This window comes from Streptosporangium sp. NPDC002721 (assembly GCF_042888905.1).
In the GTDB taxonomy this organism is placed as follows: domain Bacteria; phylum Actinomycetota; class Actinomycetes; order Streptosporangiales; family Streptosporangiaceae; genus Streptosporangium.
Genome location: NZ_JBIAQI010000002.1, coordinates 13,043 through 34,445 on the forward strand (window position 1 = coordinate 13,043; position 21,403 = coordinate 34,445).

Below are 21,403 nucleotides of genomic sequence, written 5' to 3' on the forward strand. Positions count from 1 at the left end.
GGATCGGACGGTGCGATGGGGCAGAAAGTCGACAAGGACCGTTACTCCGAGGCGGAGTTCATCCGTTTCAGGGCGAGGCTGGCGGAGCAGCTCGACACCCTCCGTGAGGTGCTCGCGAGGCCGGGTTTCGGCACCGGTCCCGCGACCATCGGAGCCGAGCTGGAGATGTTCCTCATAACGCCCGAAGGGCGGCCGCTTCCCCGTAACCACGAGGTGCAGGACGCCGCGGACGACGACCGGCTCACGCTGGAGCTGGGCAGGTTCAACCTGGAGGCCAACCTGACCCCGCTGCCGATCGCCGGGCGGCCGTTCACCGCCCTGGTGCGCGAGATGCGGGAGATCATGACCGTGGTGGACGAGGCGGCCGCCACGCAGGGCGGGCAGGCCGTGGCGATCGGGATCCTGCCCTCGCTGAGCGAGTTCGACTTCACCCACGAGGCGCTGAGCGGCGAGGGCCGCTACCGGGCGCTGGCCAGGGGCATGCGGCGGCTGCGCACGGAGCCGTTCCGGGTGCGCGTCGAGGGCGTCGAGCTGCTGGAACTGGAGGTCGAGGGGGTGATCCTGGAGAGCGCCAACACCTCCTGGCAGGTCCATCTCCGCACGGCCCCCGCCGACTTCGCCCGCGTCTACAACGCCGCCCAGCTGGCCATCGGCCCGGTCCTCGCGGTCAGCGGGAACTCGCCCTCCTTCCTGGGCAGGAAGCTCTGGGAGGAGACGAGGATCGCGCTGTTCGAGGAGGCCGCCGACGACCGGGACGTGGAGCGGCTCGACCGCAGGGACCGGCGGGTCGGGTTCGGCTCGGGCTGGGTGCGGGGCATCGAGGAGATGTTCGAGACGTGCGTCCGCGACTACGAGCCGGTGCTGCCGATGACCTCGGCGCCGGAGGAGGCGCCCGGCGGCGTCCCGGAGCTGGCCGAGCTCCGGCTCCACCAGGGCACCGTGTGGCAGTGGAACCGGCCGGTCTACGACCCCGGTGACGGAGGCCACCTGCGGGTGGAGATGCGCGCCCTGCCCGCGGGGCCGAGCGCGGCCGACATGGCCGCCAACAGCGCGTTCCTGCTCGGGCTCACCGCGGCCCTCGCCGTCCGGCCGGTCGAGGACTTCCCCTTCTCCGGGGCCTACCGCAACTTCTACCGCGCCGCGATCCACGGCCTGGACGCGCCGCTGAGCTGGCCGGGCCTGAGCGAGGAGATCCCGGCCGAGCGGCTCGCCCTGGACCTGCTGCCGCTCGCCGAGGCAGGGCTCGAGAGGATGGGGGTGGACCCGGACGAGATCAAATGGACGCTGGACATCGTGCGGGAACGCGTCGTCCGCCGCCGTACCGGCGCGATCTGGCAGCGGGAGGCGCTGGCCCGCGAGGGCGGCGACCAGGCCGCGGCGGCGCGCGTGGTGAGCCGGTACCGGGAGCTGTCACTGGCCGGGGACCCCGTGCACACCTGGCCTGTATGACGACGGAAGGGACTTTTCACAGCTGACTCTCAGCACAAAAGGGATTTGAGTACCGGCATACTCATGAACTCCGCATCTTGATCCGCCGATCCTGGTGGAACCGGACAGGGAGAGACCCCTCATGAGTCAGATGAAGGCCGTGTCGGCGGAGCCGTTCGGGCTGAAGCGGGACGGTGGCGGCCTCGCCGCCGGGATCAAGATCCTGGAGAAGGAGCTCAAACGGGCTTCCCTCGACACCGTCCTGGCCAAGGCCAACCGCGTCACGGTCAGGAAGGGGTCGGCCGGCGCCGGGGCGTTCGCCACGATGAGGCCGAAGCCGGTCGACTGGTACACCTTCGACGCCGGGGACAACGCCACCCGGGAGTGGTACCCCCAAGGCCTGACCTGCGCCTCCGACGCCGGGATCGGCGGGAGCGCGTTCGTGGTGAGCTGGTACCACACCCCGGCGTCGGGGGCCGAGCGAGGCGTGCGCCTGAGCTTCCTGAACACCGCGACGCTCCGCTACCGGCACGTCCTGCTCGTCCGGGCCGGCGCCGACGGCGACATCGCGCCGATCAACATCCACGCGGGAGGTGTCGCCTGGTACGGCAACCTGCTGTACGTCGCCGACACCACCCGTGGCCTGCGGGTCTTCGACACCCGGCAGATCTTCGAGATCGACGGGACCGGCACGGAGAGCATCGGCAGGAAGGGCGACGTGTACGAGGCGTTCGGCTACCGCTACGTGATGCCGCAGACCGACGCCTGGACCACCACCAGCGGCACCGTCCGCTTCTCCTTCGCCGCCGTCGACCGCAGCACCACCCCCGACACCCTGATCTCCGGCGAGTACGTCGACACCGCGGGCACGGTCGGGCGGGTGGCCCGCTGGACGCTGACCGAGGGGGGAACCCTGAACGCCCCCGCCGGCGGCGTCGTCAAGGCCCTGGACGCCTACGCGCTGCCCGGAGGCAAGATCCAGGGCGCGCTCTCCTACGAGGGCACCTGGTATCTCAGCCAGACCGTGGGCGCCGCCGGGAACGGCACCCTGATCGTGGTCGGCGACACGGTGCGCAGGCGGCCCTACCCGGTGGGCCCGGAGGACCTGACCTGCGTCCGCGACAAGAGGACGCTGTGGAGCGTGAGCGAGTTCCCCGGCCGCCGCACGGTGTACGGCGTGCCCCTCTGACAAGGCCGCACCGAATTTGACAAGGCCGCACCGAGCACGGCCGGCGGCTCTCAGCAGGGGCCTACCGGGCGCCGACGAGTGGTCCTCAGCGGGGAGAGCGGCTCAAGGTGCGGAGGCCCTCAGTGCAGGGAGCCGCCGATCAGGCGGAGGTCGCCGCCCAGGGAGACGGAGAGGGCGGTGGTCACGATCGCGGTGAGGGCCTGGGCGACCACCGGGACCGGCATGGAGGGCACGGCCTCGTCCAGGACCTGCTCGGGGCTGAACGGCACGTGCACGAACCCCCCGCGGATCGTCGGCCTCTCGGTGGCGATCATGTGCATGAGGCCGTAGAAGAGGTGGTTGCACAGGAACGTCCCGGCGCTCTGCGAGACGCTCGCCGGAACTCCCACGGCCCGCGAGGCCGCCACGCACGCCTTCACCGGCAGGGTGGAGAAGTAGGCGGCGGGACCGCCGCGCACCACCGGCTCGTCGATCGGCCGGCGCCCAGCGCTGTCGGGGATGCGGGCGTCGTCGAGGTTGACGGCCACCCGCTCCACCGTCACGTCCGGCCGTCCCCCGGCCTGCCCGACGCACACGACCACCGCCGGATCATGCTCGGCCACCGCCGCGTGCAGGTGCTCCAGAGCCCCGCCGAACGCGCAGGGAAGCAGCGCGGTCCGCGCCCCGGGCACCAGCCCGATCGCCTCCCACGAGGGGTTGCCGACACCGTCGAGCGGCTCGAACCCGGTGATCAGGACGCCCTTCATCGACGCTCCGAAACCGCGGGCCCGGAAGTCGCGGAGCTGGAAGGCGCGGGGTCCGGAACCCCGGGATCGGAGATCATGGAACTCGCGGGCGGGGAACCCGCGGGCGGCGAGCCCGCGGGCGGCGAGCCCGCGGGCCCGGAGCGCGGGGGCAGGGCGCAGGCGGGGGTGCCGCCCGGCAGCCGGTGACGGTTGGCGGCGACGAGCCGGTAGACCCCCCGGGCCACCCACCGGAACGGCGGGACCCGCAGCACGAACCCCAGGGGGCTCCACGGGAGACCGGCGGCGATCAGCAGCCGGGCCACCGCCTGGGCCCCGCCGGACACCCGGCCGTCCTCCGCGACCCAGAGCACCTCGCGCTCGGCCCGCTCGCGCGTGACGCCCAGCGCCCGGAGGTCCGCGAACTGCCAGGGGACGACCCGGGCGCGCACCCCGACGCGGCGCTCGGCGAACCGGACGCTCGTCGTGCAGAAACCGCAGTCGCCGTCGAAGACCAGTACAGGTTCTCCCGTCATGCAGCTGACATTACCCAGCGCGATCCGATCAAGGCTCGGCGACCAGGGTGACCGCGACCGGACGGTGGTCGGAGTGCGGGACGTCGGGGTTGGCGTGGTCCTTCCCGGTGAGACCCGGGGTGACGAGCACGTGGTCGATCTGCTCGGCCGGGCCGCTCCGGGACGGGATGGTGTTGAACGGCCTCACGGGCGCGAAGGGGTCGGTCAGGTTCGCGTCGGCCAGCACCCGCCAGGCGGGGTCACCGGGCTGGAGGTTGAGGTCACCGGCCACGACCACCGGGGCGCCGCTCTTCGAGGCGTTCCTCACGATCTCCCCGAGCTGCTCGACCTGGTCGAGCTCGCGCCAGTCCGGCGGGGGCTGCAGGTGGGTGCCGATCACGGTGACGTCCTTGCCCTGCCAGCGCAGCCCGACCTCCAGCGCCTGCGCGCCGGTCGGGCCGCCCTGCACCAGCACGTGGTTCCTTATCGAGGTGATCGGCAGCGTGGTGAGCAGGGCGTCGCCCCACACCTCGTCGGTCGCCGGGGCCCAGATGTAGTGCATGTCCAGCCGCTCGGCGATCAGCCGTACCCCGTCGTGGCCGCCGTTGAGCAGCCAGCCCCTGTCGGCCTCGCTCAGCACCACCACGTGCGGCCGGAGCGCCCTGATCGCGTCGGCCTGCCGCTCCAGGGAGAGCCTGCCGGACTCGCCGTACCCCATCCTGATGTTGTACGCCGCGATCCGCAGCCCGTCGCCCGGCCCCTCCCAGCGGGGCGGGGTGCCCTGCCACAGGGGGACGGCCGCCACCAGCGCGACCGAGGCCACGGCGGCGGCCGCGAACCGGCGGTCGTAGGAGCGGCGCGGCAGGCCCGCGCTGCCCACCACACCCAGGAGCGCGACGACGAGCGCCGCGCCGATCGGCACCCACCCGTTGGGCAGGTAGAGGTCGTAGGCGGCGTAGTAGCCGAAGACGAACACGACGAACAGCAGCATCCCCCCGGCCGCCGACAGGCCACGCCGGGCCGGCCGCTCCCGGCCGAAGGTCGTCGCGGCGTGCGCCAGGCAGGCGCCCAGCGCGACCTGGCCGACGATCTGCGCGACGATCGTCCAGCCGGGCGCCACGCCGTGGACGCCGTCCACGGTGGCCCTGCCCAGGGTGAACGCCACCGCCGAGGCCACCAGGGCGATCGCGGGCAGGAGCGGGCGGCGCAGCACCGGCAGCGCGGCGGGCGCCGCCGACACCACCGCGAACGCCGCCACGATCACGGCGGCGGCCTGCTGGGCGGAGTCGGTCGCCGCCTGGGCGTGCGCGGTGTTGCCCGTGTAGAGACCCCAGAGCAGCAGGGCGGGACCGATCGCCAGCCAGGCGCGGGGAGCCCCGGAGTACTCCTCGTCCGGGGGTTCGGCCCGGACCGTGAACGCGCAGAAGAGGAAGAGCTCCACCAGCAGCAGCGCCCACGGGACCGCTCCAGAACGCCACATCAGGTCGATGCCGTCCAGCGCCGCGTGGACCACCGTGGCGGCGGCCAGGCCGACGATCAGCCCGCCCATCACGGGCCGGGCGTCCCGGCTGCTCATCGCGATCGCCACCAGCCAGACCAGCCCGGCCAGCAGGCCCAGGCTCGCCACGTACAGCTGCGCGTCACCGCCGCCGGTCATCTGGAGCACGAGCCTGGCCAGGAGCAGCAGGCCTGCGGCGCCGAGGGCGATCAGCGGCGGCCGGACGCGCCTGGCCAGCGGAACGGCCAGGAAGGCCAGCACGAACCAGGAGACGGCGTACAGGCCCATCATCTCCGCGGGGGTGCTTCCCGCCCGTCCGAAGAGTGTGATCAGCGACGGCAGGAAGACCCTGAGCACGTCGACGAGCACGACCACGCCGAGGGTCACGTCCAGGCGGATCCGCATGCTACCTCCAAAGAATGCGAGCTATCCTCGCCTTCTTCGCGACCCCTGACAAGGGCGAGACCTGCCCGAACCGTCACCGCGCTCCCGGGAGGACCCCGAGGAACCGGAAGGATCCGGAAGGGCCCGCCTGAGTGTCTCAGCGGCCCGGAGGTTCCTCCGCGGCGCCCCCGGAAGAAGACGCGTCCCCGGCCCCGGGGGAGGACACGTCACCGGGAAAAGACGCGTTACCGGAAGAGCCGGAAGAGCCGGAAGAGCCGGGAGAGCCGGGAGAGCCGGGAGAGCCGGGAGAGCCGGGAGAGCCGGAAGAGCCGGGGGACCCCTTCGCGAAGGGCGCGGGGCCGTCGAGGTAGCGGAACGCCTCGTGCGCCGAGCGGACGCTGTCGCGCAGCGCCTGCTCAAGGTGACCGGCGTCCTCGGCCAGCCGCCCTATCTCCGGTACGGCGAAGGCGTCCGCGCCGGACTCCGCCAGGAGCTCCTCGTAGCGGGGGAGCCGCGCGCGAAGCGCCTCGATCTGGTCGTGGGCGCGCAGGGCCCGCTCGGCGTCGGACACGTGGCCCGCGTAGCGTTCCAACGCCTCGACCCGCGCGAGGACGGCGGCCTCGCTGGCGGCCAGCGCCCGCTCCAGCGGCGCCATGGCGGCGGCCACCTCCGGCGTGCTGCCGCCGTACACGAACTCGTGGTGCTCGTTCCGCAGCGCGGAGAGCTTGGTCAGCAGCCGGGCGATCTCCCACTCCTGCGCGGGGAGCATCACCGAGTTGCGCACGCTGTCGAGCATGCCCACCGCGTTGACTCGCGAGCGCAGGATGTAGTCGATCGCCTGCTGGGTCCGGTCGAGCAGCTGCCCGGCGTTGTAGTCGAAGTCCTCGGCGGGCAGCAGGTAGCGGCCCTCGTACCAGCGGGCCTCGCGGTAGAGCTCGTGCTCGACCGTCTCCGGCTCGGCGGGCTCGCGGGCGGCGAGCAGGCCGACGAAGACCACGAAGACGAGCAGCGCGAGCATGAAGAACAGCAGCTGCCCGACGTCGGCGAGGAACATCAGGCACACCAGGAAGAGCGCCGCCACCCCTCCGCCGACGTTCAGGAAGCGTCCGGGCAGGCGCGAGTTGGGCGTCGGAGGCTCGGGGCTCCAGCCGGCGCGGATGCGTGACAACATCGACGCGTGCCGGCGGAACAGATCGGCGGTCTTGGGGGGGACTTCAGGATCGACCACCACTCGCCGCACAGGCTCGCCCCTCCGTTCGATCGCGTTCAATTCAACCGTCGAGATGGCGAAACGCCTCGTGCGCCGAGCGTACGCTCTCGCGGAGCGCCCGCCGGAGCATGTCGGCGTCGTCGCTGAGATGCCCGATCTCCGGGCCGGAGAACCTGGCCGCGCCCGTCTCGGCGACGAGCTGTTCGTACTCGGGCAGGTGCGCCCGCAGGACCTCGATCTGTCCCTGGGCGAGAAGCGCCCGCTCGGCGTCGGACACGTGGCCCGCGTAGCGTTCCAACGCCTCGACCCGCGCGAGGACGGCGGCCTCGCTGGCGGCCAGCGCCCGCTCCAGCGGCGCCATGGCCGCGACCACCTCGGGGCTCCTGCCCGCCCTGGCGAGGTTGTGGTGCTTGGCCCGCAGCGCGGAGAGCTTGGTCAGCAGCCGGGCGATCTCCCACTCCTCGGCGGGGAGCATCACCGAGTTGCGCACGCTGTCGAGCATGCCCATCGCGTTGACCCGCGAGCGCATGATGTGGTCGATCGCCCGCTGGACCCGTCCGAGCAGGTGCCTGGCGTCGTGGTCGAAGTCCTCCAGGATGAGGAAGTGCCCGTGCCACCGCCGCGAGTGCGCGTACAGGATCCGCTCGGCGGAGGTGAGGGACGTGGGCTTCCTCACGAGGTAGACGACCCCGAGGATGAAGAGGTAGAGGAAGATCAGCGGGGTGAGTAGCACGACGGACGCCGAGAGCGGGGCACCGAGGGCGAAGAGGGTGCCCGCCGCGAGCGCCGTCGTCCCGCCGAAGAACCCTATGAGCACTCCGGGGACCGCAGCGTCGTCCTTGTCCCTGGGCGGGCGCATTGTGCGGAGGCGGTAGAGCAGCGGGCCGTGCTGGCGGAAGAGGTCGGCGACATCCCTGGGCACCTCAGGATCCACTACCACGCGCTGCACAGGCTCGCCCCCTTTGCCATGTTTCAAGAGCATAGCGATTAACCATGTTTCAGGTCATGCGTCCTTACATGGTGCCTCCCTATCATCGAGTATCGCGTGCCAAAAAGATGATCGTAATAATTGCCCGGGGATCACCCCGGGTGGGAACGGCCCGCTCGGGGCGCGGTTCCGGGGCGCGGAGCCATGGCGACAGGCGAGGGGAAGGCACGGAATGGGCGGCGGGGCCCGGTGGAGCGACAGGTCCGAGCGCGGCTCCGGGACGTCGCTCGGTGAGGAATCGCTGGACCGGTCGCTGGCGCAGGGGGTGAATCCGGATCTGATCTACCTGGTGGACCTGCCGGGATTCGAGCTGGTCGACATGTCGGTCGGCGTGGTCGGGGACGACGGGTTCGGGGCCGACTACCTCTCGTCGAGGGGCACCTCGGAGGGCAGGCGTGTGCAACTGAGGATTCATCGCGAGACGTTCGGCGACGCCCTGTGCGCGAGCACGAGGCTCAGCGGCTCCGTCCCGTGGACGGTGCCGCTGAGGTGGGAGCGCGACGAGGTGGGCTGGTACCGCCTGGGGGGAGGCCGGCACGAGTACGCGGTGCTCCGGGGCGCCGATCACCTCATCCGGCTGAACTGCCCCGTCGGGGACGCCGATCGGGCCCTGTTGAAGGCCGCCGTGGCGGGCGCGTGGCACGTGTCCTGGAAGGGCCCTCGTACACCCCCGCCGCGAGACCCCCCGGTGCGGCGCGGCGACCTGCCGAGCTTCGGCGGCGGCCCGCCGATCAAGCGGAGGGGCGTCGGCGGCTGACCCGGTCGAGCCGGCTGACCCGATCGAGCCGGCTGACCCGGCCCGTGCGGAGCGCGATCCGGTACGGACATGGCGCGGCACGGACCGGGGGTGCCGTGCGCACCGGGGGTGCGGCACGGAGCGGTGCGCGAGAGCCCGGCCGGGTGCTGTCAGCCGATCCTCTCGCCGTACACGTGGTCGACCGTCATCACCATGAGCACCCGGCGGTCGGACACCATGACGGAGCGGTACTCGTCCCAGTCCGGGTGCTCCCCGGCGGCGGCGCGGTAGTAGTCGACCAGCGCCTCGACCTCGGGACCGTGCGGGTCGGTCCCCGGCCCGGTGAGCGTGGCCGTGCCCTCGGCGGTGGCCCACGCCCGGCCGTCGGGGCCGGTGACCTCCAGGGTGGCCCGGGGGTCCCGGCGCAGGTTCGCCGTCTTGGCCCGCCCCTCGGTCATCGAGACGTACAGGACACCGGCCTCCCGGTCGTAGAAGGGCATGACGGGGGAGAGCTGGGGGCGGCCGTCCGACTTGATCGTCGCGAGGACGCCGAGCCTGCTCTCCGCGAGCAGCGTGCGCGGATCGAATGATGTGGCGGTCATGCTCAGGGCCAAGTCGCGAGCGGGCACCGGTTATTCCTGCCGTTCCCGCTCGCCCGCCCGCGCGGGCCCGGGAGGCAGGCGGGTGCGGTGGCGGCTCACCCGGTCTCAAGCGTGACTCACCCGGTCTCAAGCGTGGCTCACCTGGTCTTGGGGGTGTCTCAGCCGGTCTCGGGGGTGGCGGGGGCGTCCTCGGCCGGGAACAGGATCGGGCTGAGCAGGTACCGGGCGCGGCCGGGCGCGGGCGGGTTCGCCAGCCGGGGCGCGATCGCGTCGCGCAGCTCGCCGATCATCTCCAGGAGCTCGTCCCGGCTGAGCCAGGCGGCGTGCTGCCGGTAGCCGACGAGATCCGCCACCGGGTCGGCGTGGTCCCGGTCGAGGTAGGCGTTGAACTCGGCGAGCAGGGTGGCCATCGCCGTGGCGAACCCGTGCCGGTGGTCGTCGAGCGACATCGACTCGACCATGCCGGCGTCGATCGTCGCCCGGTCCTGGCGCAGGCGGTAGCGCCGCTCGACCGCGCCGCGGACGCGCTGCTCGCCGGCCACCTCCAAAATCCCCCCGGTCGCGAGCAACTCGACGTGCCGGTAGACGGTGGCCTTGGAGACGTCGGGGATGCGGGCGCACAGCTGGGAGGTCGTCAGCGTCCGCCCCCCGCGCATCGCGTGCACGACGCGCAGCCGTATCGGGTGCCCCAGAAGCTCGAAGGTGTTCACCCCCGTACGATCTCATGTCGTGCTACCTTTCTCAAAAATCGAGAAAGGTTGTGTCGGGGATGACGATGGGAACCGACCCGGCGGCGACCGCCCTCGCGGTCGTCGAGATGGCGCGCCGGGAACGCTTCGCCGAGATCGAGGAGCTCTTCGCGCCGCCGCTGCGGGCGATGGCCGGAGCCGAGGCGGTGCGGGCCGCCTGGACGGCCGAGACGGACAGGAACGGGCCGGTCTCCACCGTCGGAGAGCCGGTGAGCGAACCGGCCGGGGCGGGGCCCGTCCTCGTGAGCGTCCCGGTGACCTGCGAGCGCGGCGGGCTCACCGTGATGATGTCGGTCGGCCGCGACGGCCTGCTGCACGGCCTGCGGCTCACCGCGGACACCGCGCCCTGGCAGCCGCCGTCGTACGCCGACCCGGCGAGCTTCGGCGAGCACGACGTCACGGTCGGCGACGGGCCCCTCGCCGTGTCCGGCACGGTGAGCCTGCCGCACGGTCCCGGCCCGCGACCGGGGGTCGTGCTGCTCGGCGGGGGAGGCCCCTTCGACCGCGACGCCACCGCGGGGGCGAACAGGCCGCTCAAGGACCTGGCCTGGGGGCTGGCCACCCGGGGTGTCGCGGTTGCGCGGTTCGACAAGGTGACCCACACTCACGGCGACCAGGTGGCGGGCATACCCGGTTTCACGGTGACCGACGAGTACGTGCCGCACGCGGTCGCCGCCGTCCGCCTGCTCCAGAGGCAGCCGGGCGTGGACCCGGCCCGCGTCTTCGTGCTCGGCCACAGCATGGGCGGCAGGGCCGCCCCCCGCGTCGCGGCCGCCGAGGCGTCGGTCGCCGGTCTGGTGATCATGGCCGGTGACACGCAGCCGATGCACCGGGCCGCGGTCCGCGTCGTCCGCCACCTCGCCTCGCTGGATCCCGGACCGGCGATGGAGGCCGCCGTCGAGGCGTTCACGCGGCAGGCGGAAGCGGTCGCCGATCCCGGCCTGTCACCGTCGACCCCGGCCGAGACGCTGCTGTTCGGCCGGTCGGGGGCGTACTGGCTGGACCTGCGCGACGACGACCCGGTCGCGACCGCGGCGGCGCTGGACAGGCCGATGTTCGTCCTCCAGGGTGGCCGCGACTATCAGGTGACCGTCGCCGACGACCTGCCGGCCTGGAGGGCCGGCCTCGCCCACCGGCCGGATGTCACGATCCGTGTCTACGACGCCGACGACCACCTGTTCTTCCCCGGCACCGGCCCGTCGACGCCCGCGGGGTACGAACCCGCGCAGCACGTGGACCCGGCCGTCGTCGCCGACGTCGCCGAGTGGCTGACATCGCCGGGGTGGCTGATCGTGGACCGCGAGAGGATCACCTGACCGGTTTCCGGCGTCGCGTGGAAGCCGTTCGCCGTGTGAGGGCCGTTCGCCGTGTGAGGGCCGGCCGTCACGCGGGCCACTGCGAGTGGGTGACGGAGTCGGTCAACGGGTCCATCCGCCGGTGGCGCGCCGAGGAGGGGGGTTGCTGGTCGGGGGCGGCCCGCCGGGCGCTGGCCAGCGCGGCCAGGGAGGTGGTGATCGGGACGGCGGCGATGAGCCCCAGGGTGCCCACGACGCTGCGGATGATCTCGGTGGCGATGACCGGATTGGTCAGCACCTCGCCGAGGGGCTGTTCGCCGACGCTGACCAGCAGGAGCAGCGGCAGGGACGCGCCCGCGTAGGCGAGGATGATCGTGTTGATCACCGAGGCGATGTGGGCGCGGCCGACCCGGGCGGCGGCCCGGTACAGCTGGGCGAAGGTGTAGCCGGGGTTGGCGTGCGCGAGTTCGGTGACGGTGACGGCCTGGGTGACGGTGACGTCGTCCAGCACACCGAGCGAGCCGATGATGATGCTGGCCAGCAGCAGGCCCTCGGTGTTGATCCGGTAGCTGACGTCCAGGTAGAACGAGCTCTCGTCGGTGATCCCGTTGAGCTGGGCGAGGCCGATGGCCGCGTACGAGAGCACGCCGGTCAGGCTGAGGCTGATCAGGGTGCCGACCACGGCCATCGAGGTGGGAACGGTGAAGCCGTGGGTGAGATAGAGCACCGTGAGCATGATCGCCGCGGCGCCGACGATGGCGACCAGCAACGGCTGCTGCCCGGTCAGGATCGCCGGGATGACGAACATCAGGAGCAGCACGAACGTGATGGCCAGCCCGACCAGCGCCATCACCCCGCGCCAGCGGCCGAAGGCGATCACCGCCGCCGCGAACGCCACCCCGGCCAGCCACAGCGGGGAGGACCGGTCGTGGTCGGAGATCTGGTACGGCGGCAGCTCCAGCTCGCCGCCGTCAGGGGTGTGGATCAGGATCACGTCGTCGCCCGCGGCGAACTTCTGCGACCCGGGCCCGCTGGGCAGGCCGCTGGTGACGAAATGGCCGGCCCGCGGCCCGCTGGTCAGCTCGACCTTGGCGTCGCCGCAGGTGGCGGGGTCGGTCGGCTGCTGCCGTCCGGCGGGCTGCCCGTCCGGGGGCGGCTCCTGCGGGCACGGGGTGAGGGTGACGGCGGTGATCGTCCCGGTCACCCGCTCCAGGTTGGCCGGCTGCTGACCGGTGGAGGTGAGCTCGGCGGGCCACAACCAGATCAGCGCGGCCAGCGTGGCCAGCGCGAGGGGAACGATGACGGCCAGTGTCGCCCACACCGTGCCACGGGAGCTGGGAGCGGCCGGGCCGTGTGAATGGTTGGCACCCATGGTCGAAAAGCTCTCCTCAGGGACGGGAAAGCCGAAAGTACCGCACCACGGAGGTGGCCGCGTCGCCGTACACCGGTGTGAGGGGCCGGACGCCGGCCACTCCTTCCCCGGCTGGGAAGTGGTGGCCGGCGTGCGGGTCGGGTGAGGGCCTTGTCCCGGGACCGGTCAGCGGTAGCCGGCGGTGATCACGTTGGCCTGCACGGCGTTCTCGGTGGCGTCGGTGGGGTAGCCGGCGACCATGGCCCCCTCGTAGAAGGTGCCCGCGCTGAGGTTGGCGCCGCCGTCGGGCTTGCAGCAGTCGCCGCCGCTGCCCAGGATGATCGCTCCCTGCTTTCTCATCGGGCTGTATCCCGGGGGAAGCGAGCCGTCGTACAGGGTGTACAGGCCGCCGGACTGGGCGTTGCTGCCCTTGATCGCGAACCGGGTCGTGCCGTTGTTCTTCAGCGTGGCGGTGACGAACTTGTGCGGGAAGGCCCGCTGGTTGGGGTTCCACGCCTGGCTGCCGCCGGGGAACAGACCCCATTCCAGGTCGGCCTGGACCCAGGGGCCGCTCCCGGAGCAGCCGCCGAACCAGCACTGGGTGCTGAAGTTGATGGCGTCCATGGCGCCGGCGGCGTCGGCCTTCCTGGTGGTCTCGCTGTTGCCGTAGTCGAAGCAGCAGCCGCCGTTGACGTGGGTGCCGCTGGTCACCATGTACATGCCCTCGGGGGCGCTGCCCGTGGGGACGCCGGTCAGGTGGCCGTCGCGCCAGTAGCTGTTGCCGGGGTTGATGTAGAGGGAGTAGGCCTTGTTGCCGCCGACGGTGAGCGACTCGGTGGTCGCGGTCGCGGGCCTGCTCTGGGGGGAGCCGGGGACCACGCTGGATCCCTGGTACCACAGGTCGTTGCCCCGCCCGGACTGGTCGTACACGACCGTGATGACGCACGCTGTGCCGGTGCAGAACGAGTCCTGTGCCGCGGCGTTGGCGACGCCGCCCGCGGTCAGGACGGCGATGTTCCGGGTCGTGCTGTCGGAGGAGCGCCTGACCTGGTAGAGGTTGCCGCCGTAGGCGCCGTAGAGCGCCCGGGTCGTGCTGTGCGCGGCCACGCACGGCGTGCCGCCCGAGGCGTAGAGGTCACACGGGCGCGCGCCGGGCGGGGGCGGCGTCGGGGTCACGGTCGGCGTCGGGGTGGGCTGGGTTCCGGTGCCCCACTTCTGGTTGGTGCCGCCGTGGCAGGTCCAGATGTGCACCCTGGTGCCGTTGGCGGTGCCGTAGCCGGAGACGTCCAGGCACTTGCCGCTGCCGGCCGCGGTGACGCTGCCGTCGCTGTTCAGGCGCCATTTCTGGTTGTTCTGGCCGTTGCAGTCCCAGATGATCACCGCGGTGCCGTCGGCGGTCCCGGCCCCGTTGACGTCCAGGCACTTGCCGCCGTACACCCGCAGCTCGTCCGAGGCGGTCGTGGTCCACTGCTGGTTGGCCTGGCCGTTGCAGTCCCAGATGTTCACCGCGGCGCCGTTGGCCTGCGAGGCGCCGTTGACGTCCAGGCACCGGCCCGAGGCCGCGCCCACCAGCGGCGTGGTCGCCGCCGAAGCCGGTGCCCACCAGCTCAGGCCGGCGGCCAGGAGGGCCGTCAGCACCGTCACGGCGGACGCGACGACGGCCGTCCGGGAGCGCCGCTCACGGGTCGTACGGCCGGGTAAGGGAACGGGGGAAGCCCGCATTGTCGTGCTCCTTGGGAGTAGGGCCCGGCGGAGACGGACGCGTCCGGAGGACCGCGAGGCTCCGCCGGGAAGCCGGCCGCCACTACGGATGTGAATCGATTCGACACGATTCTGAATTCGCCGGGGAGGAGGAGACGGTGGTGTACAGCGAAGCACATACGACGGTCGGACCGCTTGTCAAGGCTCAGTTCTGCCCGGCTGCCTGCCGGGTTCCCACCCGGCGGCTCTCGCCGGTGACGCTCGCGTCCCGCCGGAGACCGGGCCCGGAGAAACGCCCATCCGTCCCGCACACCTGCTCACCACCCGCCCGGACCTCCCGCGATCGAACCGGTTCGGACATCATTGCGGCCGATCACCGGCTGGAGCCGAAAGGGAGCCGGAGGGGAGCCGGAAGGTATCGAGAGGGAGGGCGTCGCCGGATCCCGTCGCGGCGGTCGTCGGGGGTGTCGTCGGCGCGCGCGACGCCGGCCAGGGCACAACCGGCCAGAACGCCCTCGCGGCGGGCCCGGCGGCGCCCGATCAGTACGACACATATGAACATTTCATACGGGACGATCGGCGCGGATGTTCGTGACGGCGGACATATCCGCAGGTCAAATCAGAAAATGGCTAACTATGCCCCCGGTCTAAGTGTGCGTATTGTGAAATAAGTGGGCTTAAGGTCTTGACGGGCATAAGTGGTCGGAACGTAATTGGTACTGAGGTCCGGGGGTGATCCTTCCGGTGCCTCCGCAGCCGGATCACATGAGCGGGATGTGACCGGATCCGCACAGCCGGCCGCCGTCGTACACCTCCCCGTCCGGCGACGGCCTCCACCTCGGGAAAGGCGTCACCCACCTGACCTCCACCTCGGGAAAGGCGTCACCCACCTGAGGAGGAGGGCGTGACCTGACCCACACCCCCCACCCCCGAAGGAAGCACAGTGCAACCACCTTCACCCGCCGTGGCGCGTAGACCGGTCCTGACCGGCGTCGTCGCCGCGGCGCTGGCCGCGACGTTCACCCTCGTCGCCCCGGTCACCTCCACCCTCGCGGCCACCCCGACCCGGCACGCGTCGTCCTCCGGCACCGGCGGTGCGGGCGCGCTCGCGCTGAACATCCCGGCGTCCGACTACCAGCAGATCCCGCTCGCGACGGGCGGCAACGAGCTGGGTGAGGCGATGTCACTGGCCGTGATGCCGAACCGGTCGGTCTTCCACACGGCCCGCGACGGCACACTGCGCGTGACCGACGTCAGCGGCAACACGAAGGTGGCCGCCAGGCTCAACGTCTACACCCACGACGAGGAGGGCCTCCAGGGGGTGGCGGTCGACCCGAACTTCGCCACGAACCGGTACGTCTGGCTGTACTACTCACCCCGGCTGAGCACGTCGAGCGGCGACGCCCCCTCCACCGGCAACCAGTCGCAGTTCGACCAGTGGAAGGGCGAGTTCTATCTGTCGCGCTTCACCGTCAAATCGGACGAGACGCTCGACACGAGCAGCGAGAAGGTGGTCCTGCGGGTCGCCAACGACCGCGGCCAGTGCTGTCACGCGGGCGGCGACCTCGACTTCGACGCCCAGGGCAACCTGTACCTGACCACCGGCGACGACACCAACCCCTTCGAGTCGAGCGGCTACTCCCCGCTGGACGAGCGGACCAACCGCAACCCGCAGTACGACGCCCAGCGCTCGGCCGGCAACACCAACGACCTGCGCGGCAAGCTCCTGCGGATCAAGCCGCAGGCGGACGGCACCTACACGATCCCCAGCGGCAACCTGTTCGCGCCGGGCACGGCGGGGACGCGGCCGGAGATCTACGCGATGGGCCTGCGCAACCCGTTCCGGATGAGCGTCGACAAGGCGACCGGCGTCGTCTACCTGGGCGACTACGGGCCGGACGCGGGGTCGAGCAACTCCAGCCGGGGACCGAGCGGGCAGGTGGAGTTCAACCGCATCACCAGCGCGGGCAACTACGGCTGGCCGTACTGCACGGGAAGCAACTCCACCGGCGAGACCTACAACGAGTGGAACTTCTCCTCCAACAGCACCGGCTCGAAGTACAACTGCTCGGGCGGCCCGACCAACAACTCCTTCCGCAACACCGGCCTGACCACGCTGCCCCCGGCCAGGCCGGCGTGGATCAGGTACGCCGGTGACTCCGGCTCGCCGCCGGAGTTCGGCAGCGGCTCGGAGTCGCCGATGGGCGGCCCGGTCTACCGGTACGACGCGAACCTGAACTCCGGCGTCAAGTTCCCCCCGTCGCTCGACGGGCGTTTCTTCGCCGGCGAGTACGGCCGCCGCTGGATCAAGGCCATCGAGGTCAGGAGCGACGGCGGCTACGGGGAGATCTCCTCGTTCCCCTGGTCGGGGACGCAGGTGATGGACATGGCCTTCGGCCCCGACGGGGCGCTGTACGTGCTGGACTACGGCACCGGGAACAACAACCAGGCGCTCTACCGGATCGAGTACATCGGCCAGGCCGCCAACCGCAACCCGATCGCCAGGGCCTCGGCCGACAGGACCTCGGGCCCGGCCCCGCTGACGGTGAACTTCTCCTCCTCGGGCAGTTCCGACCCCGAGGGCGGCGCGCTGTCGTACTCGTGGAACTTCGGCGACGGCACCACCTCCACCTCCGCCAACCCGAGCAAGACCTACTCCGCCAACGGCTCGTACACCGCCACGCTCACCGTCCGCGACCCGCAGGGGCTGACCGGGAGCGCGAGCGTCGCCGTGTCCGTCGGCAACACGGCCCCGGCCGTCACGCTCACGAGCCCCGGCGACGGCCAGCTGTTCTCCTTCGGCGACACGGTGCCGTTCCAGATCGGCGTGAGCGACCCCGAGGACGGCACGATCGACTGCTCGAAGGTCACGTTGACCTACTCGCTCGGCCATGACAGCCACGCCCACCAGATCACTTCCAAGACCGGCTGCGGCGGCTCCATCGCGGTGCCGGTCGACGGCGAGCACGACTCCGCGGCGAACATCTTCGGCGTCTTCACGGCCTCCTACACCGACGCGGGCGGCCTGACCTCCACCAGCACCCGGACGCTGCAGCCTCGGCACCGGCAGGCCGAGCACTTCGGCGCCCAGCAGGGCGTGCAGACGGCCGACCACGCCACCGCCGAGGGCGGCAAGACCGCGGGCTTCATCGACGACGGCGACTGGATCTCCTTGCAGCCGTACAACCTGAGCAACGCCAACAGGTTCACCGCGAGGGTGTCCTCGGCGGGCGCGGGCGGCCGGATCGAGGTCCGGGCGGGCTCGGCCACGGGCACGCTGCTGGGAACGGCGACCGTCGCGAGCACCGGCAGCTGGGAGACCTTCGCCGACGTCTCGGCGAACCTCGGCGGCGGGCCGGGCGGCGCCACGACGCTGTACCTCGTCTTCCGGGGCTCGACCGGCCAGGGCTACCTGTTCGACCTGGACGCCTTCACCCTCGGTACCGGCACGACGACCACGCCGACCCCGACCCCGACGCCCTCCGGTGAGACGAGCGCGTTCCGCGGGACGGGTTCGAACCGGTGCCTGGACGTCTCCGGCGCCTCGCAGTCCAACGGCGCCGCGGTGAACATCTGGGACTGCAACGGGCAGACCAACCAGCGGTGGACCACGACCAGCGCGGGCGAGCTGCGGGTGTACGGCAACAAGTGCCTGGACGTCAACGGCGGGGCCACCGCCGACGGCACCGCGGTGATCATCTGGGACTGCAACGGCCAGAACAACCAGAAGTGGCGCCTGAACAGCGACGGGACGATCACCGCGATCGGCAGCGGCAAGTGCCTGGACGTGTCCAACTACGGCACCGCCAACGGCAGCAAGGTGCACATCTGGACCTGCCAGGGCGGCACCAACCAGAAGTGGACCCGCGTCTGAGGTCGTCCGCCGACCACGCGACCTCGACCACCCCCCGAGCACCAGTCGATGTGGCGCCCGGCGCGGCCCTGCTCGTCGCCGAGAAGGGCCGTGCCGGGCGCCACGACGGAAGGACACCCATGCTTCGACATCTGACACCCGCCGCGGGCGGCGGCCGGAGGACATCCGTGCTGCGCCGCCTGTCGGTGGCCGCGGTGGCGCTCGCCGCCGCCGCGGCCACGACCGTGATCCCCGCCCTCCCCGCCCAGGCCGCCGCCTTCGAGGTGCTGGTCTTCTCCAAGACGGCCGGGTTCCGGCACGACGCCATCTCCGTCGGGATCCAGACCATCCGCGACCTGGGGGCCTCCAACGACTTCACCGTCACCGCCACCGAGGACGCCGGCGCCTTCAGCACGTCCAACCTCGCCCGGTACAGGGCGGTGGTGTTCCTCAACACCACCGGTGACGTGCTGAACGACACCCAGCAGAGCGCCTTCCAGACGTACGTGGACGGCGGGGGCGGTTACGTGGGGGTGCACTCGGCCGCCGACACCGAGTACAACTGGCCGTACTACGGGCAGCTGGTGGGCGCCTGGTTCAACAGCCACCCGGCGATCCAGCAGGCCACGGTGCGCACCGAGGACCGGGCGCACGCGGCGACCTCCCACCTGGGGGCGACCTGGTCGCGCAGCGACGAGTGGTACAGCTTCCGGAGCAACCCCCGCCCGAACGTGCGGGTCTTGCAGAACCTGGACGAGAGCAGCTACAGCGGCGGCGGCATGGGCGACCACCCGATCACCTGGTGCCGCACCCAGTCCGCGGGCCGCTCGTTCTACACCGGGCTCGGGCACACCCAGGCGTCGTACTCGGACTCGAACTTCCGCACGCTGCTGCTGGGCGGCATCCGGTACGCGGCCAAGGCGGTCAACGCCGACTGCCGCCCGGAGACCGGCTACACGACGCTGTACAACGGGTCGACGACGGGCTGGACGCAGGCCGGTCCGGGGTCGTTCACCAACAGCAACGCCACGCTGAGCTCCCAGGGCGGCATGGGCATGCTCTGGTACAACGCCAAGGAGTTCGGCTCCTACTCGCTGAAGCTCGACTGGAGGCTGAACGGCGACTCCAACTCGGGGGTGGTCGTCGGGTTCCCGGCCACCACCGACCCGAGCACGGCGCTCAACACCGGCCACGAGGTGCAGATCGACGCGACCGACAGCGCGGACAAGACGACGGGCGCGATCTACGGATTCAAGGCGGCGGACATCGCCGCACGCGACGCGGCGCTGAACCCGCCGGGTCAATGGAACACCTACGAGCTGCTGGTGGAGGGTGAGCGGCTGCAGGTCTTCCTGAACGGCACGAAGATCAACGACTTCACCAACACCGACCCGGCCCGCTCGCTCCAGCAGGGCTACATCGGCATCCAGAACCACGGGTCCCCCGACGTGGCGGCGTTCCGCAACATCCGCGTCAAGGAACTGGGAGGCGTGACCCCGACGCCCACCCCGACCCCCACTCCCACCCCGACCCCGACCGCCAACACGAGCGCGTTGCGCGGGGTGCCGTCGGGCCGGTGCCTGGACGTCGCCGGCGCCTCGCAGTCCAACGGCGCCGTGGTGAACATCTGGGACTGCAACGGGCAGGCCAACCAGCGGTGGACCACGACCGGCGCGAGTGAGCTGCGGGTGTACGGCAACAAGTGCCTGGACGTGAACGGGGGAGGGACGGCGAACGGTACCGCGGTGATCATCTGGGACTGCAACGGCCAGAACAACCAGAAGTGGCGCCTGAACAGCGACGGCACCGTCACCGCTGTCGCCAGCGGCAAGTGCCTGGACGTGTCCAACTACGGCACCGCCAACGGCAGCAGGGTGCACATCTGGACCTGCCAGGGCAGCACCAACCAGCTGTGGACCCGGTCGTGACCGGATGATGTGACGCGACCCCGGCTCCAGGACATCCTCACAGGACAGGAGCCGTCGGCCCGTCCCCCGGCCCGTACCGGGCCCACGGCTCAGGCGCGGCCGGTCCGGGGGCGGGCCGGCCCGGTCGTCTCCCGCAGCGAGATCGGCGGCGCGACGAGCAGGTGGCGATGCGGGACGCCGGGATCGGCGATGCGCTGGATCAGCAGGTCGACGGCGTGCGCCCCGAGCTCGTCGGCCAGGATGTCGGCGGCGGTGAGCGGCGGGTGCAGGTTCTCCGCCCAGTGCCTGGCGGAGACCCCGGTGATCGAGAAGTCGCCGGGCACGCTCAGGCGCGCGCCGGCCAGCGCGCGGTACATCCCGGGGATGGCGGCCTCGTTGACGGTGGCGATGGCGGTCAGCCCCGGGTGCGCGGCCAGGAGCCGCTCGACGCACGACCTCCCCGCCTGCGCGTCGTCCGCGCAGCAGACCTCCACGCCCTCCAGGCCCCGCTCGGCGACGGCGCCGGCGAAGCCGAGCTGCGCCCGGTGGCTGGGGCCGTACCCGGCGGCGACGAGTTCGGCCGAACGGTTGACCAGGGCGATGTGACGATGACCGAGGTCGGCGAGATGACGGACACACCGGGCCATCAGGGTCTCGTAGTCGATGTCCACCCATGTCATCTCCTCCGGGCGGCTGGTGTGGCCTATGCCGACGAACGGCAGCCCGGTCTGCCGCAGGCGGGTGACCCGGTCGTCCTCCAGCCGGATCTCCATGAGGATGACCCCGTCGACCCGGCTGCCGGTGACGACGCGCTCGAACGAGCGGTCGTGCTCGCCGCCGGAGGGTGAGAGCAGGATGTCGAGGTCGGCGCGCGCGGCCGCGTCGACCACGCTGGCCACGAAGCCCAGCTGGACGTCGGTGAGGCGCCGGCTGGCCGGGGGGATGACCAGGCCGATCGTGCGTGTCCTGCCCTCCTTGAGTGCCCTGGCCGCCGCGTTGGGGCGGTAGCCGAGCTCGTCGATGACCGCCTGGATGCGCCGCCGGGTCTTCTCCGCCACCGGTCGCTTGCCGCTCAGCGCGTAGGACACCGTGCTGCGCGACACGCCGGACCGCTTGGCGATCTCCCCGATGTTCACCGGCACTCCTCAGATGGCTCGACTACGACGCCTCCACATATTAGATCGAACCGGTTCACAGCGAGGAGCCGGGAAGGTGAACGACGAGAGTTCGCCGAATACCTGGTCATCCTGCGACTTCGCCGCCCGCCATTGACGC

Annotated in this window: 16 protein-coding genes; 6 read left to right on the forward strand and 10 right to left on the reverse strand. The window is 71.6% G+C overall.

Going from position 1 to position 21,403, the window contains the following annotated elements:
• Positions 1 to 15: 15 nt before the first annotated feature.
• Positions 16 to 1,449: a glutamate--cysteine ligase gene (locus ACFYWM_RS02300; protein ID WP_389907556.1), complete on the forward strand. Its 1,434-nt coding sequence runs from the start codon at positions 16 to 18 to the stop codon at positions 1,447 to 1,449.
• A gap of 121 nt (positions 1,450 to 1,570) precedes the next feature.
• On the forward strand, positions 1,571 to 2,617 hold the full coding sequence (locus tag ACFYWM_RS02305; RefSeq protein WP_389907558.1) for a hypothetical protein: 1,047 nt from the start codon (positions 1,571 to 1,573) through the stop codon (positions 2,615 to 2,617).
• Positions 2,618 to 2,736: 119 nt separating this feature from the next.
• On the opposite strand, the gene pcp is transcribed toward ACFYWM_RS02305, so the two are convergent.
• The 5 genes from pcp to ACFYWM_RS02330 all read right to left on the reverse strand — a co-directional run bounded on the left by pcp (position 2,737) and on the right by ACFYWM_RS02330 (position 7,868).
• Complete coding sequence (gene pcp, locus ACFYWM_RS02310) at positions 2,737 to 3,363, reverse strand: pyroglutamyl-peptidase I (protein WP_389907560.1); 627 nt, start codon at positions 3,361 to 3,363, stop codon at positions 2,737 to 2,739.
• Positions 3,360 to 3,875 (reverse strand): DCC1-like thiol-disulfide oxidoreductase family protein, encoded by a 516-nt coding sequence (locus tag ACFYWM_RS02315; RefSeq protein WP_389907562.1) that lies wholly within the window; start codon positions 3,873 to 3,875, stop codon positions 3,360 to 3,362. Before ACFYWM_RS02315 ends, pcp begins: the two co-directional genes overlap by 4 nt.
• A gap of 28 nt (positions 3,876 to 3,903) precedes the next feature.
• On the reverse strand, positions 3,904 to 5,757 hold the full coding sequence (locus tag ACFYWM_RS02320) for an endonuclease/exonuclease/phosphatase family protein (protein WP_389907564.1): 1,854 nt from the start codon (positions 5,755 to 5,757) through the stop codon (positions 3,904 to 3,906).
• Between the two features lie 136 nt (positions 5,758 to 5,893).
• Positions 5,894 to 6,907, reverse strand: a complete 1,014-nt coding sequence (locus ACFYWM_RS02325; RefSeq protein ID WP_389907566.1) for a hypothetical protein — start codon at positions 6,905 to 6,907, stop codon at positions 5,894 to 5,896.
• Positions 6,908 to 7,007: 100 nt separating this feature from the next.
• Entirely contained in the window at positions 7,008 to 7,868 is an 861-nt protein-coding gene (locus ACFYWM_RS02330; RefSeq protein WP_389907568.1) for a hypothetical protein, read from the reverse strand.
• A 238-nt stretch (positions 7,869 to 8,106) separates the two neighbouring features.
• Here ACFYWM_RS02330 and ACFYWM_RS02335 point away from each other — a divergent pair, with 238 nt between their 5' ends.
• Positions 8,107 to 8,691: a hypothetical protein gene (locus tag ACFYWM_RS02335; RefSeq protein WP_389907570.1), complete on the forward strand. Its 585-nt coding sequence runs from the start codon at positions 8,107 to 8,109 to the stop codon at positions 8,689 to 8,691.
• Between the two features lie 149 nt (positions 8,692 to 8,840).
• On the opposite strand, the gene ACFYWM_RS02340 is transcribed toward ACFYWM_RS02335, so the two are convergent.
• Together ACFYWM_RS02340 and ACFYWM_RS02345 are read right to left on the reverse strand one after the other, a co-directional pair.
• Positions 8,841 to 9,272: a PPOX class F420-dependent oxidoreductase gene (locus ACFYWM_RS02340; RefSeq protein ID WP_389907572.1), complete on the reverse strand. Its 432-nt coding sequence runs from the start codon at positions 9,270 to 9,272 to the stop codon at positions 8,841 to 8,843.
• Between the two features lie 158 nt (positions 9,273 to 9,430).
• Positions 9,431 to 9,982 carry a helix-turn-helix domain-containing protein gene (locus tag ACFYWM_RS02345; RefSeq protein ID WP_389907574.1) on the reverse strand — a complete coding sequence of 184 codons (552 nt, stop codon included), beginning with the start codon at positions 9,980 to 9,982 and terminating at the stop codon, positions 9,431 to 9,433.
• 59 nt (positions 9,983 to 10,041) lie between these two features.
• On the opposite strand from ACFYWM_RS02345, the gene ACFYWM_RS02350 reads away from it, so the two are divergent.
• The gene (locus tag ACFYWM_RS02350; protein WP_389907576.1) at positions 10,042 to 11,337 is read left to right on the forward strand and encodes an alpha/beta hydrolase family protein; all 1,296 of its coding nucleotides are present in this window, start codon (positions 10,042 to 10,044) and stop codon (positions 11,335 to 11,337) included.
• 67 nt (positions 11,338 to 11,404) lie between these two features.
• On the opposite strand, the gene ACFYWM_RS02355 is transcribed toward ACFYWM_RS02350, so the two are convergent.
• Positions 11,405 to 12,688, reverse strand: coding sequence for a YibE/F family protein (locus tag ACFYWM_RS02355; RefSeq protein WP_389907578.1), 1,284 nt, complete (start codon positions 12,686 to 12,688; stop codon positions 11,405 to 11,407).
• 165 nt (positions 12,689 to 12,853) lie between these two features.
• Positions 12,854 to 14,389 carry an arabinofuranosidase catalytic domain-containing protein gene (locus tag ACFYWM_RS02360; RefSeq protein WP_389907580.1) on the reverse strand — a complete coding sequence of 512 codons (1,536 nt, stop codon included), beginning with the start codon at positions 14,387 to 14,389 and terminating at the stop codon, positions 12,854 to 12,856.
• Positions 14,390 to 15,332: 943 nt separating this feature from the next.
• Here ACFYWM_RS02360 and ACFYWM_RS02365 point away from each other — a divergent pair.
• Positions 15,333 to 18,242 (forward strand): lectin, encoded by a 2,910-nt coding sequence (locus tag ACFYWM_RS02365; protein ID WP_389907582.1) that lies wholly within the window; start codon positions 15,333 to 15,335, stop codon positions 18,240 to 18,242.
• 119 nt (positions 18,243 to 18,361) lie between these two features.
• Positions 18,362 to 20,149 (forward strand): lectin, encoded by a 1,788-nt coding sequence (locus ACFYWM_RS02370; RefSeq protein WP_389907584.1) that lies wholly within the window; start codon positions 18,362 to 18,364, stop codon positions 20,147 to 20,149.
• 89 nt (positions 20,150 to 20,238) lie between these two features.
• Here ACFYWM_RS02370 and ACFYWM_RS02375 read toward each other — a convergent pair whose 3' ends face one another.
• Entirely contained in the window at positions 20,239 to 21,264 is a 1,026-nt protein-coding gene (locus ACFYWM_RS02375; protein ID WP_389907586.1) for a LacI family DNA-binding transcriptional regulator, read from the reverse strand.
• Between the last annotated feature and the right edge of the window lie 139 nt (positions 21,265 to 21,403).

What these genes read in the sequence shown, in the direction of transcription:
- ACFYWM_RS02300 (WP_389907556.1), top strand. Translation starts at nt 16, where the DNA reads ATGGGGCAGAAAGTCGACAAGGACCGTTACTCCGAGGCGGAGTTCATC.
- ACFYWM_RS02305 (WP_389907558.1), top strand. Translation starts at nt 1,571, where the DNA reads ATGAGTCAGATGAAGGCCGTGTCGGCGGAGCCGTTCGGGCTGAAGCGG.
- pcp (WP_389907560.1), bottom strand. Translation starts at nt 3,363, where the DNA reads ATGAAGGGCGTCCTGATCACCGGGTTCGAGCCGCTCGACGGTGTCGGC.
- ACFYWM_RS02315 (WP_389907562.1), bottom strand. Translation starts at nt 3,875, where the DNA reads ATGACGGGAGAACCTGTACTGGTCTTCGACGGCGACTGCGGTTTCTGC.
- ACFYWM_RS02320 (WP_389907564.1), bottom strand. Translation starts at nt 5,757, where the DNA reads ATGCGGATCCGCCTGGACGTGACCCTCGGCGTGGTCGTGCTCGTCGAC.
- ACFYWM_RS02325 (WP_389907566.1), bottom strand. Translation starts at nt 6,907, where the DNA reads ATGTTGTCACGCATCCGCGCCGGCTGGAGCCCCGAGCCTCCGACGCCC.
- ACFYWM_RS02335 (WP_389907570.1), top strand. Translation starts at nt 8,107, where the DNA reads ATGGGCGGCGGGGCCCGGTGGAGCGACAGGTCCGAGCGCGGCTCCGGG.
- ACFYWM_RS02340 (WP_389907572.1), bottom strand. Translation starts at nt 9,272, where the DNA reads ATGACCGCCACATCATTCGATCCGCGCACGCTGCTCGCGGAGAGCAGG.
- ACFYWM_RS02350 (WP_389907576.1), top strand. Translation starts at nt 10,042, where the DNA reads ATGACGATGGGAACCGACCCGGCGGCGACCGCCCTCGCGGTCGTCGAG.
- ACFYWM_RS02355 (WP_389907578.1), bottom strand. Translation starts at nt 12,688, where the DNA reads ATGGGTGCCAACCATTCACACGGCCCGGCCGCTCCCAGCTCCCGTGGC.
- ACFYWM_RS02360 (WP_389907580.1), bottom strand. Translation starts at nt 14,389, where the DNA reads ATGCGGGCTTCCCCCGTTCCCTTACCCGGCCGTACGACCCGTGAGCGG.
- ACFYWM_RS02370 (WP_389907584.1), top strand. Translation starts at nt 18,362, where the DNA reads ATGCTTCGACATCTGACACCCGCCGCGGGCGGCGGCCGGAGGACATCC.